The organism is uncultured Jatrophihabitans sp. (genome assembly GCF_964252635.1).
Classification (GTDB): domain Bacteria; phylum Actinomycetota; class Actinomycetes; order Mycobacteriales; family Jatrophihabitantaceae; genus Jatrophihabitans.
On sequence record NZ_CAXUNP010000016.1, the window covers coordinates 55,783 to 69,261 of the forward strand.

At 71.2% G+C, this 13,479-nt stretch carries 14 protein-coding genes; 8 read left to right on the forward strand and 6 right to left on the reverse strand.

Annotation, left to right across the window (positions count from 1 at the left end; all coding sequences use genetic code 11):
• Positions 1 to 38 precede the first annotated feature (38 nt).
• The 4 genes from ACFFCA_RS09695 to ACFFCA_RS09710 all read left to right on the forward strand — a co-directional run bounded on the left by ACFFCA_RS09695 (position 39) and on the right by ACFFCA_RS09710 (position 2,563).
• On the forward strand, positions 39 to 488 hold the full coding sequence (locus ACFFCA_RS09695) for a universal stress protein (RefSeq protein WP_375484170.1): 450 nt from the start codon (positions 39 to 41) through the stop codon (positions 486 to 488).
• 140 nt (positions 489 to 628) lie between these two features.
• Complete coding sequence (locus tag ACFFCA_RS09700) at positions 629 to 1,498, forward strand: serine/threonine-protein kinase (RefSeq protein ID WP_375484172.1); 870 nt, start codon at positions 629 to 631, stop codon at positions 1,496 to 1,498.
• Positions 1,499 to 1,575: 77 nt separating this feature from the next.
• Positions 1,576 to 2,118, forward strand: coding sequence for a cysteine dioxygenase family protein (locus ACFFCA_RS09705; protein ID WP_375484174.1), 543 nt, complete (start codon positions 1,576 to 1,578; stop codon positions 2,116 to 2,118).
• Positions 2,119 to 2,140: 22 nt separating this feature from the next.
• Positions 2,141 to 2,563 (forward strand): rhodanese-like domain-containing protein, encoded by a 423-nt coding sequence (locus ACFFCA_RS09710; protein ID WP_375484176.1) that lies wholly within the window; start codon positions 2,141 to 2,143, stop codon positions 2,561 to 2,563.
• Positions 2,564 to 2,578: 15 nt separating this feature from the next.
• Here ACFFCA_RS09710 and ACFFCA_RS09715 read toward each other — a convergent pair whose 3' ends face one another.
• Together ACFFCA_RS09715 and ACFFCA_RS09720 are read right to left on the reverse strand one after the other, a co-directional pair.
• Positions 2,579 to 2,839, reverse strand: coding sequence for a hypothetical protein (locus tag ACFFCA_RS09715; protein WP_375484178.1), 261 nt, complete (start codon positions 2,837 to 2,839; stop codon positions 2,579 to 2,581).
• A gap of 60 nt (positions 2,840 to 2,899) precedes the next feature.
• Positions 2,900 to 4,192, reverse strand: coding sequence for an acyl-CoA dehydrogenase family protein (locus ACFFCA_RS09720; RefSeq protein ID WP_375484179.1), 1,293 nt, complete (start codon positions 4,190 to 4,192; stop codon positions 2,900 to 2,902).
• Positions 4,193 to 4,268: 76 nt separating this feature from the next.
• Between ACFFCA_RS09720 and ACFFCA_RS09725 the strand changes: the two genes are divergently transcribed.
• The 3 genes from ACFFCA_RS09725 to ACFFCA_RS09735 are packed head-to-tail and all read left to right on the forward strand — an operon-like array spanning position 4,269 to position 7,707.
• Positions 4,269 to 6,023, forward strand: coding sequence for a potassium channel family protein (locus ACFFCA_RS09725; protein WP_375484181.1), 1,755 nt, complete (start codon positions 4,269 to 4,271; stop codon positions 6,021 to 6,023).
• Positions 6,024 to 6,052: 29 nt separating this feature from the next.
• On the forward strand, positions 6,053 to 6,961 hold the full coding sequence (locus ACFFCA_RS09730) for an NAD(P)H-binding protein (protein WP_375484183.1): 909 nt from the start codon (positions 6,053 to 6,055) through the stop codon (positions 6,959 to 6,961).
• Positions 6,962 to 6,975: 14 nt separating this feature from the next.
• A complete protein-coding gene (locus tag ACFFCA_RS09735) occupies positions 6,976 to 7,707 on the forward strand; it encodes a CPBP family intramembrane glutamic endopeptidase (RefSeq protein ID WP_375484185.1) in 732 nt (243 codons plus the stop codon).
• A gap of 13 nt (positions 7,708 to 7,720) precedes the next feature.
• Here the strand turns inward: ACFFCA_RS09735 and ACFFCA_RS09740 are convergent, their stop codons facing one another.
• Together ACFFCA_RS09740 and ACFFCA_RS09745 are read right to left on the reverse strand one after the other, a co-directional pair.
• The gene (locus tag ACFFCA_RS09740) at positions 7,721 to 8,683 is read right to left on the reverse strand and encodes a YihY/virulence factor BrkB family protein (RefSeq protein WP_375484187.1); all 963 of its coding nucleotides are present in this window, start codon (positions 8,681 to 8,683) and stop codon (positions 7,721 to 7,723) included.
• 82 nt (positions 8,684 to 8,765) lie between these two features.
• On the reverse strand, positions 8,766 to 10,859 hold the full coding sequence (locus ACFFCA_RS09745; protein WP_375484191.1) for a RecQ family ATP-dependent DNA helicase: 2,094 nt from the start codon (positions 10,857 to 10,859) through the stop codon (positions 8,766 to 8,768).
• A gap of 232 nt (positions 10,860 to 11,091) precedes the next feature.
• Here ACFFCA_RS09745 and ACFFCA_RS09750 point away from each other — a divergent pair, with 232 nt between their 5' ends.
• Positions 11,092 to 11,295: a cold-shock protein gene (locus ACFFCA_RS09750; protein WP_375484193.1), complete on the forward strand. Its 204-nt coding sequence runs from the start codon at positions 11,092 to 11,094 to the stop codon at positions 11,293 to 11,295.
• Positions 11,296 to 11,609: 314 nt separating this feature from the next.
• Here ACFFCA_RS09750 and ACFFCA_RS09755 read toward each other — a convergent pair whose 3' ends face one another.
• A complete protein-coding gene (locus ACFFCA_RS09755) occupies positions 11,610 to 11,951 on the reverse strand; it encodes a UBP-type zinc finger domain-containing protein (RefSeq protein WP_375484195.1) in 342 nt (113 codons plus the stop codon).
• Entirely contained in the window at positions 11,948 to 13,477 is a 1,530-nt protein-coding gene (locus ACFFCA_RS09760; protein ID WP_375484197.1) for an ATP-binding protein, read from the reverse strand. The genes ACFFCA_RS09755 and ACFFCA_RS09760 overlap by 4 nt, the downstream gene beginning before the upstream one ends.
• Positions 13,478 to 13,479: the final 2 nt, after the last annotated feature.

Here is a 13,479-nt window from a genome sequence, read left to right on the forward strand (position 1 = left end):
GCTCACCACCGAACGGGCGACCATGGAGAATCACCGCCATGAGTGAGCCGGAGTTCGAGCTGGGCACCGACGGCCCCCGCAACATGCTGGTGGGCGTGGACGGATCCGACACGTCGATGCACGCCGCTGCGTACGCCGGCGGCATGGCCCGCCGCCAGAACATCCATCTGATCGTGCTGTACGTGCGCAACACCACGGCGATGTCCGCCCAGGTGGCAGCCACCGCAGGCGCGGTGGTCGAGACCCAGGACGAGATCGTCGAGAACCTGCGCCGCACCGTGACCGAAGGCGCCGAGCGCGCCGGCATCAGCGCCGAGTTCATCGTGCGTACCGGGAACCCGTACAAGGAGCTGATCGCCACCGCCCACGAGCTGCGCGTCGACGCCATCGTGGTCGGCGCCTCGACCCAGGCGGGGCACAAGCTCGTGGGCTCGCTGGCCGGCCGGCTGGTCAAGGACGCCGCGTGGCCGGTCACCGTCGTGCCCTAGGTCGATCCCAGGCTCGACGGCGGGATGCCGCCGTCGAGCCGTGCCGCAATTGCCCCCGATAGGTGAATCCCCCGGATCCGGCGGACTTCCGTGACTGTGAGGTCACGGTGAAGTACGCTGTGGTCAGCAGGGAGGGCAGCATGGCGTTGGTCGACAGGCGTGCGGTCACCGAGGACGACCTCGGTGACCACTTCGACGACGTCCGCGTGCTGCACGCAGGCGCCCGCTTCACCGTCTACGAGGCCCACGAACTCGCCACCCGGCGCAACGTCGCCGTCAAGGTGCCGGTGCGCTCCGGCCAGCGCTGGCTGCACGACATCATCCGCCATCAGGCCACCGTGCTCGCGCCCATCTCGACACACCCGCACATCGTCTCGCTCTACCAGTGCCTCGAGCTCGCCGACGGCCGGCCCGCCCTGGTGTTCGAGCGCTGCCGCGGGACGCTGGCCGACGCGCTGCCGGGCGGCCGACGGCTGCCGGCGGCGGAGGTCGCCGCGATCGGCATCAAGCTGGCCGGCGCCCTCGAGACCACGCACAGCGCCGACGTCGTGCACTGCAACGTGCACCCGGGCAACGTGCTGCTCAGCGAATGGGGCGAGCCGGTGCTCACCGGTTACGACGAGGCCGTGCGCATCGGCGCCGGCCAGTCCGGGCGACCAGCGCTGCAGGCCACGACGTCGCACACCGCGCCCGAACTCCTGCAGGGTGAGCCGGCCCAGGTGCAGACCGACGTGTACGGGCTGGCCGCCACGCTCTACGAGCTCGTCGCGGGTCGCAGCGCCTTCCGCGCCTACGCCGGCGAGTCACCGGCCGCGGTCATCCTGCGCGTGCTCGGCGGCACCGTGAAACCCATCGTCGACCCGGACATCCCGCTCGCGCTGTCCGACCTGCTGACCTGGGCCATGTCCGGGCAACCGGTCGACCGCCCGCCGACCCCCGCGTGGCTGGCCGAGGAGCTCGGCCGGATCGAGATCGCCGAGGGCTGGCCGCGCACGCGGATGATCGACTAGCCCTGCCGCGCCCGCTGTGACGGTTTTACCTACCGCGCCGATAGACAAAGTGGGCGCCGGTCGGGCAGACTCGCCGTGTGAACGACACGACGGCGCGGGCCGGGTTACCGGCCCCGGAGCAGGGGTTGTACTTCTCCCGGGAGCAGCTCATCGGCTTCTCCCGCTTCTTCGCCGACGAGGTCTGTTCCGGCAAGTTCCCGTTCGTCGACTTCGACCCCGAACAGCGCTGGCACCGTCGTATCTACCGGGATCGCCGGGTCGATGTGTGGCTCATCAGCTGGCTGCCGTCGCAGGGCACCCAGCTGCACGATCACGGCGGCTCGTCCGGCGCGTTCACCGTGCTCTCGGGCGTCCTGACCGAGGCCGTGGTCACCGGCGGGTCGGTGCTGCACGACCACGAGCGCGGCACCGGCTCGACGGTGGGCTTCGGGGCCCACTACGTCCACGACGTCCGCAACCTGGGTGATGCGCCGGCGGTCAGCGTGCACGCCTACTCGGCGCCGCTGACGTCGATGACGTACTACGACCTCGCGGACGGTGCCCTGTCGACGATCACCACGCTCGCCACCGACGACCCCGAGCCCGACGTCGAGCCGTTGCCCGTTCGTCACGCGTCCTGACCGACGTGCCAACCTGGAGAACATGACGGCACGCTTCGGTTCGGTCGACGATCTGCTCGCCGACGCACGTTCCCGACTCGATCGGGTGAGCACGGACGACATCGCGAGCCTGCGCGAGGACGGCGTGCTGCTCGTGGACATCCGTCCCGGCTGGCAACGCGCCGTCACCGGCGAGATCGACGGCGCACTGGTGGTCGAGCGCAACCACCTGGAATGGCGGCTGCACCCGGAGTCCGACGCCCGTCTGCCGCAGGCGACGCCGGGGCAGCGCTGGGTCGTGGTCTGCTCGGAGGGCTACACGTCCTCGCTCGCGGCGGACGCCCTGAACTCGATCGGCGTGCCGGCCACGGACCTCATCGGCGGGATCGAGGCCTGGATCGATGCCGGACTGGACGTGGTCCCGGGCGTGACGCCGCCGAACGCCCTGGTGCACCGGACGCGATAGCGCCCGCGCCCGACCTCAGGACGACGCGTTGGCCACCCGGTAGCCGAGCCAGCCCACGTAGCCGAGCAGAGCAGCGACGCCCAGCTTGCGCGTCGGCGGCGCCATCATGGCCAACCCGACCGCCGTCTCGGTGGCGCCGTTGCGCAGCACCCAGGTGGCGGTGTCGTCCGGGAACGCGGCCTCGGTGATGCTCGCGAACGCCTCGGGTGCGACGAAGTGCGCCGCTCCCGTGGCCGCAACGACGAAGCCGACTCTTCCGGTGCTCAGCAGTCCCATGCGGGCAGCCTGCCCGCTTGCTGCCGCCGCGTCACGGTCGCGTCACTCCATCGGGCTGCGTCACTCCATCGGGCTGCGCGGCAGCAGCGAGTCGGCGATGATCTTCTGCTGGATCTGGCTCGTGCCCTCGAAGATGGTGGTCAGCCGGGCGTCGCGCCAGTAACGCTCGACCTGCCGTTCGGTGGTGTAGCCGTTGCCGCCGTGCAGCTGCATCGCATCCGAGGTGACCTCGACGGCCATCTCGGTCGCGACCAGCTTGACCATGGCCGACTCACGCTCGCACGGCTCGCCGCGGTCGAGCAGGTCGGCGACCTGCCGGTAGAAGGCCCGGGCCTGCTCGACCCTGGCGGCCATCGAGGCAAGCATGAAACGCAGCGCCTGGAAGTCGCCGATGGGATGGCCGAACTGCTCGCGCTCCTGCAGGTAGATCGTGCTGTCCTCGACGGCGGCGCGGGCCAGGCCCACGGCACGGGCCGCGGTGTGCACCCGGGCGATGTTGAGCCACTTCTGGGTGTCGCGGAACGCGCGGGTACCTCCGCGGTCGACGGTGGTGTCAGCGTCAGCGTCAGCGTCGGCGTCGGCGTCGGCGTCGGCGTCGGCGTCGGCACCCTCGTCCCGGCCGGTGCCGGCCAGGTTGGCGGCCGGCACCCGCAGCCCGTCGAAGTGCAGCTCCCAGGTCAGGAAGCCGTGGTAGCCGATCTTGTCGATGACGGTCCCGGTGAGACCGGGCGGGAACTCGTCGCGCGGTTTCTCCACGACGAGCGTCGCGAGCCCGGCGGACCGCTTCTGCCCCGGCTCGGGGTCGTCGGTGCGGCACAGCAGCTGGATGAAGTCCGCGGCCTTGGCGTTGCCGATCCAGCGCTTCTCGCCGGTGACGACGTAGCTGTCGCCGTCGCGCTCGGCGCGGGTGCTGACTGCGGCGAGGTCGGAGCCCGCGTCGGGCTCCGAGAACCCGGCGGCGCCGATCCACTCCCCCGCGGCGCTGCGCCGGAGCAGGCTCTCGCGCCGCTGGCCGTCGCCGACATCGGTGCCGAGACCCTGCGCGCGGGCGATGATGCTCGCGACGCTCATCCAGGCCCGGGCCAGCTCCTCGGAGATCATCGCGTACTCGAAGACGCCGCAGCCCAGGCCGCCGTAGGCCTCGTCGACCATGATGCCGAAGTAGCCCTGCTTGCCCATGGCCTCGATCAGGCTGCGCGGCATCTGCTTCTTCTGCGGGTCGTACTCGTCGGCGACCGGCTTGACCTGCTCGAGGGCGAAGCGGCGGGCGTCGGCCTGCAGCTCGAGGCGTCGGGGCGTGGCCCACGGCTCGGTGAGCACCGGGGGCGGTGCGGGTTGCGGGTCGTCGGTCACGAGTGGGCACCCTTCGCCGGCACGGCCGATAGCCTGTGGCCCCTCAGCATGGACTACCCGTCGAAACAGGTGGCGTATGGACTGGACCGGTCACGTCATCGTCTGCGGGCTCGACGGCGTCGGGCTGCGCGTCGTCGAGCAGCTGTGCCGCTCCGGCGAGCAGGTCGTGGTCGTCGAGGACGAGCCCGATCCGCGCCGGCTGGCCATCGTCACCGAGCTCGGCGCCGCCCACCTGCCCCTCGATCCCAGCCGCGCCAGTGCCCTCGAGGCGGCACGACTGACGAGCGCGACCGCGCTGGTCTGCGCCGCCGGGTCCGATCTCGACAACCTGGAGATCGCGCTGCTCGCCCGGCGCCTGCACCCCGAGCTGCGCGTGGTGGTCGAGCTGGGCAACCCGTCACTGGGACGGGCGCTGGCGCGGGTCACCGGCGCGCACAGCGTCCTGGACCCGGCCGCCCTGTCCGCGCCGACACTGGCCGAAGCCTGCCTCGACCTGCATGCGCGCCCGGTGCCGATCGGCGAGCAGGACACCTTCGAGCTCCGTGAGCTGACCGCCGCGCAGGCGGGAACCCTGCGCGAGCTGTTCGGCGACCTCGCGCCCGTCGCGGTCGTCCCGGCGGGCGACGGCCAGATGCAGGTGTGTCCCGGCCGGGACCTCGAGGTGGCCGCCGGCGACCGGGTCTTCGTGATCGGTACCCCCGCGGAGCTCGTCGAGCGCGGCATGCTGGCCATGACCACGCCGACCCGACGACGCACGCCGCTGCGCCCGATCGGGACCCTGCGCCGGTACGTCCACGGCTTCGTGCTCGAGTCCGAGCGTTCGATGCGTTTGACGCTCGGCATCCTGCTCGGGGTGGCGGTGCTGTCGATCGTGCTGCTGCGGGTCGGGTACCGCTCGGACGGCGGCGGGCACATGAGCGTGCTCGACGCGGCCTACTTCACCACCGAGACCCTGACGACCGTCGGCTTCGGCGACTTCTTCTTCGCCCACCAGCACGACTGGTTGCGGGTGTGGGCGATCGTGCTCATGGTGCTCGGCGCGACCTTGGTGACCGTCCTCTACGCCATGCTGACCAACCTGCTGGTGAGCCGGCGCATCAGGCAGTCGCTCGGCCGCCAGCTCGCCACCCGGATGCACGACCACGTGGTGCTCATCGGCCTCGGGTCGGTGGGCCTCGGGGTGCTCGAGCACCTGGTGGCGGCCGGGCAACCCGTCGTCGTGCTGGAGCGCGACGAGGACAACCGTTTCCTGGCCCGAGCTCGCGAGCTGCGCGTCCCGGTGGTGTTCGGCGACTCGACGGTGCCGACCAACCTCGACGCCGCCGGTGTCACCCGGGCCCGGGCCGTCGCCGTGCTCACCAGCAGCGACCTGGCCAACATCGAGACGGCGCTCGTGGTCGACGACCTGCTCGACGACCGGCGCCTGGACGTACCCGTGGTGCTGCGCGTCTTCGACCGCGACCTCGCGCACACCGTCGAGGCCGGTTTCGGCTTCCCCTACGTGCGCTCGACGGCTGCCCTGGCCGCACCCTGGTTCGTCGGCGCCGCGCTGGGGCTCACCATCCTGTCGACGTTCTACGTGGACCAGGAGCCCTTGCTCATCGGCCGGCTCACCGTCGCCGAGGCGGGTGGGCTGCGTGGCAGCACGATGGCCGAGCTGTCGGCGCGCATCCGGGTCATCGCCATCAGGCGCCGGGCCACCGGATCGTTCGAGTACCCGCCGCGGCGGGACACCCGGTTCGCCGGCGGCGATCAGGCCTACCTGGTCGGGCCGTACGACGAGCTGCTGCAGGTGCTCCGGCGCGACTCCGTGGCCGATTCCACGGCATAGTGCGCCGCCGCGGCGGGAACGCTGCACCCATGCCCTACACGGTCCTCGTCACCGGTGCCACCGGATTCGTCGGCTCGCACCTCGCCCGGCAGCTGGTCGAGGACGGACACGACGTCCGGGCCATGACCCGCCACCCGGACGGTTACGACGGCCCGGGCAAGGCCGTCGGCGCCGACGTCGCGGACGTGGACAGCCTGCGGACGGCCCTCGAGGGCGTCGACGTCGCCTACTACCTGGTGCATGCGCTCGAGTCGAAGGACTTCGAGCGCATGGACGCCGCGGCCGCGCACAACTTCGCCCGGGCCGCGGCCGAGAACGGGGTGCGCCAGATCGTCTACCTCGGCGGTCTCGGCGACGACGACGGCCGGCTGTCCGCGCACCTGCGCTCCCGCCGCGAGGTCGAGAAGCTGCTGGGCGAGACCGGGGTGCCCGTCACCGTGCTGCGCGCCGCGGTGGTCATCGGGCACGGCGGCATCTCCTGGGAGATCACCCGCCAGCTCGTCGATCACCTGCCCGTGATGATCACCCCGAAGTGGACCAAGACCCGTACCCAGCCGATCGCGCTGCCCGACGTCATCCGCTACCTCGTGGGCGTGCTCGACAACCCCGACGCCATGGGCCGGGTGTTCGAGATCGGCGGTCCCGACGTGCTGCGCTACGTCGACATGCTCAAGCGCGCGGCCAAGGTGCAGCGCAAGTCGTTCCCGTCGGTCAACGTGCCGCTGCTGACCCCGCACCTGTCCTCGGGCTGGCTGGCGCTGGTCACCGACGTCAACTACGCCACCGCGCGCAACCTGGTCGCCTCGATGACCAACGAGGTCGTCGTGCACGACGACGCCATCCGCCACGTGGTGCCCGGCGACCCCATCGGCTACGACGACGCGGTGCGACTCGCGCTGGAGGATCGGGCCAGGGAGCAGTCGGGCTCGACACGATGAGTCACGCTGGACAGGTGACGAATACGGACAGGGTCGGCGGGGTGCCCGGTCTCGTCCAGCGCCTGCTCGCCCCGTCGCTGCTCGACCAGGTACCGCGCGACCACCAGCAGAGCGACGCCGCGTTCAAACGTCGGCGCATCGTGGCCGCCGTCACCCTGGTCATCGGGACCACGCTGCTCGGCCTGGCCCTGGCCACCGCCCCAGGCAACTCGGCGTTCTACCTGCTGACCGCGGGCGTCGCCGTCGTCTGGCTCATCGGCGGGTTCGCGTCGGGGCCGCTGCACCTGGGGTTCGTCCCCTTCCGCGGGTCCCTGCGGCGACCGCTCGTGACCCCGTTCGTCACCGGGCTGGCGGCCGGCGCGGTGTTCGTGATCGGCGGGCTCGTGGTGGCCCAGATCGAACCGATCCGCAAGATCATCGACAACGTCCTGCAGCACGCCTCGCAGGGCAACATCGCGCTGATCTTCTTCGTCACCCTGCTGAACGGGGCGGCCGAGGAGGTCTTCTTCCGCGGGGCGCTGTTCGCGGCCATCGGTCGCAAGTACGCCGTGCCCATCTCGACGGTGATCTACGCGCTGGTCACCATCGCGACCGGCAACTTCGTGCTGGTCTTCGCCGCCGTCCTCATGGGCACGCTCTTCGGCCTGCAGCGGCGGGCGTCGGGCGGCATCCTCGCCTCGATGATCACGCACCTGGTTTGGTCGGTGATCATGCTGTCGGCCCTGCCGCCCATCACCACCAAGTAGGGCACGCCGCGCGTCACTCCGGTGGGTCGAACCGGACGGTGATCTCCTCGTAGCCCTTGAACCGCTGCGCCCGGGCCTGCTGGGCGTAGCTCTCGACGTCGGCGGCGGTCAGGTCGACGTCGTCGGTGAAAGGGGTCAGCAGCGCCCGCGGGTACAGGCGCAGCGACCGGACGGTGTTGTACTCGACGGCGAACACCATCACCAGCGAGCCCAGGTAGAGCCACGCCATCAGCCCGAGGAACAGCGCGAACACGCCGTTGACGTCCGACGTGCCACGTACGGCATGGCTGACGTACAGCGCCCCGACGTACTGCAACGCCTGCCAGACGACGGCGGCGCCGGTGGCGCCGGGCACGGTCTGGCGCAGCGTGAGCCGGCGCGCGGTGGCGACATGGAACCCGATCGAGAAGAACACCGCGTTGAGGGCCAGGGTGCCGAGCCCGATGAGCACCTGGGTCGTGATGCCGAACGCGTCGACCTGGCTGCCCAGCGTGGCCAGGCCGGTGGTGACGAGGACGGCCACCCCGCCGATGGTGAGCAGCAGCAGGCTGCGCCCCCGGCTGCGGAACGGGTTGGGGCGGTCGTTGCGCGGTACCCGCCAGATCGTGTTCATGGCGTTCTGCGCGGCCTGCGCCACGTTCAGACCGAAGAACAGGGTGCCGACGATGCCGACCGTCAGGCCGAGGCTGCTGCCCGAGACGCCGTTGGGGTTGGCGAGCTGGTCGCCGACGATCGGGTACTGGCCCAGCGCGGAGTCGAACACCTTGTGCTGGAGGTCGGGGTCGCCCTCGAGGGTGAAGTTCAGGATCGTCGTGGACAGCAGCAGCAGCGGCACCAGCGACAGCAGGCCGTAGTAGGCGACCAGCGCGGCGAGATAGGTGCCCTGGTCGTCGAAGAACTTGTAGACGACCGCCAGGGGCAGCCCGGCGCGAGGGTGGGCCCGCTGGAAGCGGTCGGCCCGCTCCACGAGCGACATGGGCTGACTCCTCGGCGGGCGGACGTCGGACGCCGGGGCGTCGGGTGTCGCCCAGATTACCCAGCCGGGGCTGCCGTCGCGGTCAGAACGCCTTCTGCAGGACGAGCGGGTAGACCGGACCGGACCCTGCCTCGCGCAGCAGCGTCGCGGCCACGGTGAGCGTGAACCCGCTGCGGGTGGTGTCGTCCAGCAGCAGCACCGGCCCCGTGGGTACCGCACCGTCGACCGACAGCCGTCGCAGGGCGCCGCTCGCCGACTCGACCGACGTGCCGGCGTCCGCCTGCACACCCGGCCCCTCGGCGCGCAGCGGCGAGGCCACGTCCATCCGCCCCAGCGTGGCCAACCGCGCCGCGGCGTCGGCGAGCAGCACCGGGTGCGAACGTGACGGCACCCAGGTGACCCAGGTGGGCCGTCCGGCCGGCCACCCCCACCGCGACAGCGTGCCGACCAGGCCGTCGAAGACCTCGTCGGGCAGCGCCGCGTCGACGGCCAGAGCGCGCGCCACCTCGACCGACCAGGCGGGGTCGTCGGCGACGGAGAGGGCCCGGCCGACCTCGGCGCGGGTCGGCTCGGCGATCCGGCCACGCCGCGGTGCGCCGGACGGCCACATCTTGCGCGGCTCGAGCACGGTGGACTGTGCGCGCAGATGGGTGACCGCCGCGCGCACCGTGTCGGGCGATGGTTCGAGGCCCGGGGCGGGCAGCTCGCCCGTGCACACTGCGCAGCGCCCGCACGGCGAGCCGGTCGTGTCGTCGAGCTCGTGCCGCAGGTGCTGCATGAGGCAGGTGTCGGAACGCTCGTAGGCCAGCATCGAGCGCTGCTCCCGACGGCGGGCTGCGGCGATGCCCTCGTACCGTTCCGCGTCGTAGTGCCACGGCCTACCGGTGGCGACCCAGCCGCCATCGACCCGCTCGACCGCGCCCTCGACGTCGAGCACCTTGAGCAGCGTCTCGAGCCGGCCGCGCCGCAGCCCGGAGTCGGCCTCGATGCGGGGCAGGGTGAGCGGCCCGTCGGACAGCACGTCCAGCACCCGGCGCACGCGGTCCTCGGAGGGGAAGGCCGTGGAGTCGAAGTAGGCCCAGATCCGCTCGTCGGCCGCGGTGGGCAGCAGCACGGCTTTCGCCGTGTCGAGGGCGCGGCCGGCGCGCCCGACCTGCTGGTAGTAGGAGATCGGCGAGGGCGGGGCACCCAGGTTTACGACGAAGCCGAGCGTGGGGTGGTCGAGACCCATGCCCAGGCTGGACGTGGCGACGACCGCCCGCAGCTCGTGGGCCAGCAGGCGCCGTTCCAGCTCGGCGCGCTCGTCCGGTGGGGTGGCCGAGCTGTAGGCCGCCACGTCGTGGCCGCGGCTGCGCAGGAAGTCGGCCAGCTGCGTCGTGCCGGCCACCGTGAGGGTGTAGACGAGCCCCGCACCCGGGAGGCTGGACCCGCCCGGACGGCTGTCGTCGAGGGCGTCGGCGATCCACGCGTAGGCGGTCGGGACGTCGGGGGTGGGCACCACGGACAGCGCCAGGCTCTCGCGGTCCAGCGAGCCGCGCAGGGTCAGCGTGTCGGTGCCGAGCTGGGCCGCCACGTCGGCCGTGACCCGGTCGTTGGCCGTGGCGGTGGTGGCCAGCACCGGGGTGCCACCGGGCAGCGCGGCCAGCACGTCCTTGATCCGCCGGTAGTCGGCCCGGAAGTCCGAGCCCCAGTCCGACACGCAGTGCGCCTCGTCGACCACGAGCAGGCCGATGCGCGGCGACAGGTGCGGCAGCACCCGGGAGCGGAAGCCGAAGGAGTTCAGCCGCTCCGGCGAGACGAGCAGGACGTCGACGTCGTCGGCCGCCAGCCGGGCCTCGATGCTCGGCCAGTCGTCGACGTTGGCGCTGTTGAGCGTGACGGCATGCAGCCCGGAACGCTCGGCCGCAGCGACCTGGTCGCGCATGAGGGCCAGCAACGGCGAGATGACCAGCGTCGGGCCGAACCCCTGCGCCCGCCGCAGGCCGGCAGCGATCCAGTAGACCGCCGACTTGCCCCACCCGGTCCGCTGGATGACGACGACCTTGCGCCGCCCGGCCACCAGCGCCTCGACAGCGGCCCACTGGTCGTCGCGCAGCACCGCGGACGGGCCGGCGAGACGGGTGAGATGGTGTTGCGCGGCGTCGCGCAGGTCGGTGGTGGCCGTCATGTGCGCCATCGTGACGCATCCCGCCGACAGAATCGTGGCCGCGGTGGCTGACCTGGGGCCGTGATCGCTGTTATGCTGAGCGCGGTCTATAGCATTCCCTGGCGTGTACGCGTGCGGGAAAGTGCAGCGCGCATCGTGTCTTCCTCGGGTTGGCAAGTTGAGCAGGACCGAGGCCCCGCACAGGGTGGGGCCTCCACCGCATCACCCGATCAGGGTGTTGACCCAACGGAAGGCACGAAGAATGACCCAAGGCACTGTGAAGTGGTTCAACAGCGAGAAGGGCTTCGGCTTCATCGCTCCCGACGACGGCGGCGCCGACGTGTTCGTCCACTTCTCCGGTATCGCCGGCGACGGCTACAAGAGCCTCGACGACAACCAGCGCGTCGACTTCGACGTCACGCAGGGCCAGAAGGGCCCGCAGGCGCAGAACGTGCGCGCCATCTGAGCTCGGACTGACCGCGAACGCCCCGCACCGATTCGGTGCGGGGCGTTTGTGCGTGTTTGGGCAAGGACCAAAGTCTCGGATTTCTTACAGCGATTTGACACGTCCGGGGCACCCTGTGTTGTCTGTTCGCGTGCAGGACTACTTCGGCTGGACGGACGTGCTGGACACGTCGTCCGTGCTCGACGCTCCGGCGCACGCGGTGGCCGTCCTCGACGACGGTGTCCGCCTCGACGACGGTGTCCGCCTCGATGACGGTGTCCGCCTCGATGACGGTGTCCGCCTCGCGGACGGTGTCCGCCTCGCGGACGAGCTGTTCACCGGATGTGATTTCGCCAGTCGTCCGGCACCCGCTCGGCCGGCCCCGGAACCGTCTGCCCGTCCGGGTGGGCCTGCGGATCGGCGAGTCTCGGCCCGTTCGTGAACTGCTGGCTGCGCACGTCGTAGAACCAGTCCTCGCCCGGCTCGAAGCTGGTCAGCACCGGGTGCCCGGTCGCCTCGGCGTGCGCGGTGCCGTGCCCGGACGGCGAGGAATCGCAGCAGCCGATGTGCCCGCACGCGGCACAGCGCCGCAGATGGAACCACCAGCCGCCGGCGGCCTCGCACTCGACGCACCCGGACCCGCTCGGCGGGACGGTCGGGTCGACGGTCTCGGTCATGTCGTGCTCCCCTCGCCGGTCGCCGCGTCCGCCGGCCCGCTCAGGGGCACCCGCACGACGAAGCTCGTCTCGTCCGGCCCGGTGTGGACCGACAGGTCGCCGTGGTGGCGGTCGACGACGATGCGCCAGGAGATGTCGAGACCCAGGCCCGTCCCCTCCCCCACGGCCTTCGTGGTGAAGAACGGTTCGAAGATGCGTGCCTTGACGTCCTCGGGGATCTGCGGGCCGGTGTTGGCGATCTCGACCTGCAGGTCGTCCTCGACCCGGCTCGTGCGCAGCGTCAACGTGCCTGCGCCGTCCATCGCCTGCAACGCGTTGTCGATGATGTTCGTCCACACCTGGTTGAGCTCGGCCGCGAAGACCGGCACGTCGGGTACGGAACGGTCGTACTCCTTCACCACCCGGACGTCGGAACCTATCTTGCGGCTGAGCATGACCAGCGTGCTGTCGAGCAGCTCGTGCACGTCGACGACCTGGTAGGGCCCGCGGTCCATCTGCGAGTACTGCTTGGCGGCCCCGACGAGCGTGGTGATGCGGCCCGTCGCGTCCTCGATCTCGTTCATCAGCAGTTCGGTCTCGAGCGCGTAGTTCAACCACCGCACCGCGCTGCCGAGGGTGGCCGCGTCGGTCTTGCCGGCCACGCGGTCGAGCCACTCGATGTCGAGACCCGCGGCGACGAACACCGGCGCGAGCTCGTACCCGCCGTCGATGTCGTGGTCCTCGAACCAGTCCGACATCTCGTCCTCGCGGTCGGAGACCTCGAGCGGGTTCAGGTCCTTCGTGTTCGCCTTCGCGACCCGCTCGACGGCGATGTCCTGCAGGTGCACCAGCATCTGCAGACCCTCGCGGTCCATCCGCCCCTCGGCGATCATGCCGAGCTTGTGGCGCATGCCGGACACCCGCTCACGCAGGGAGGACGTCGCCCGCACCGCGGCCGCGGCCGGGTTGTTCAGCTCGTGCGTCAGACCCGCCGACAGCGAGCCCAGCGCCAGCAGACGCTCGCGCTGGTTGATGACCTGCTGGGTGTTGCGGCTGCCGAAGAACAACCCCTCGAGCAGGTGGACGGGCATCGGGAACCAGTCGCGCATGAGGTCGGCGAAGTCGTGGGCGCCGAGCACGTACAGGCGGACGGACGACAGCGCGCGCAACGAGGCGGGGTAGTCCTGCGACACCCGGTCGCCGAGGTAGGCCGACCATGCTCCGGCGTAGACGCCGGGCTCGTCGGTGCGGGTGATCTCGACGTTGTCCCCGCCGACCTGGCGCGACATGGCGACGGAGCCCTCGACCAGGACGAAGAAGCAGCGGCCCGGTTCGCCCTCGCGGTAGATCCAGCCGGGCTCGTAGCGCTCGACCTTGCCGTGCTGGCACAGCCAGTCGAGCTGGTCGTCGCTCAGCTTCTCGAACAGGAACAGGCTGCGCAGCTCCTCGACGGTGCAGGACAGCGTCTCGACGGCTCGCGAGTAGTGCTCGTCGTCCGTGGCCCCGTCGGTGCGGGTGTCCGGGTGCGTGTTGTCGGTCTGGGTCATCG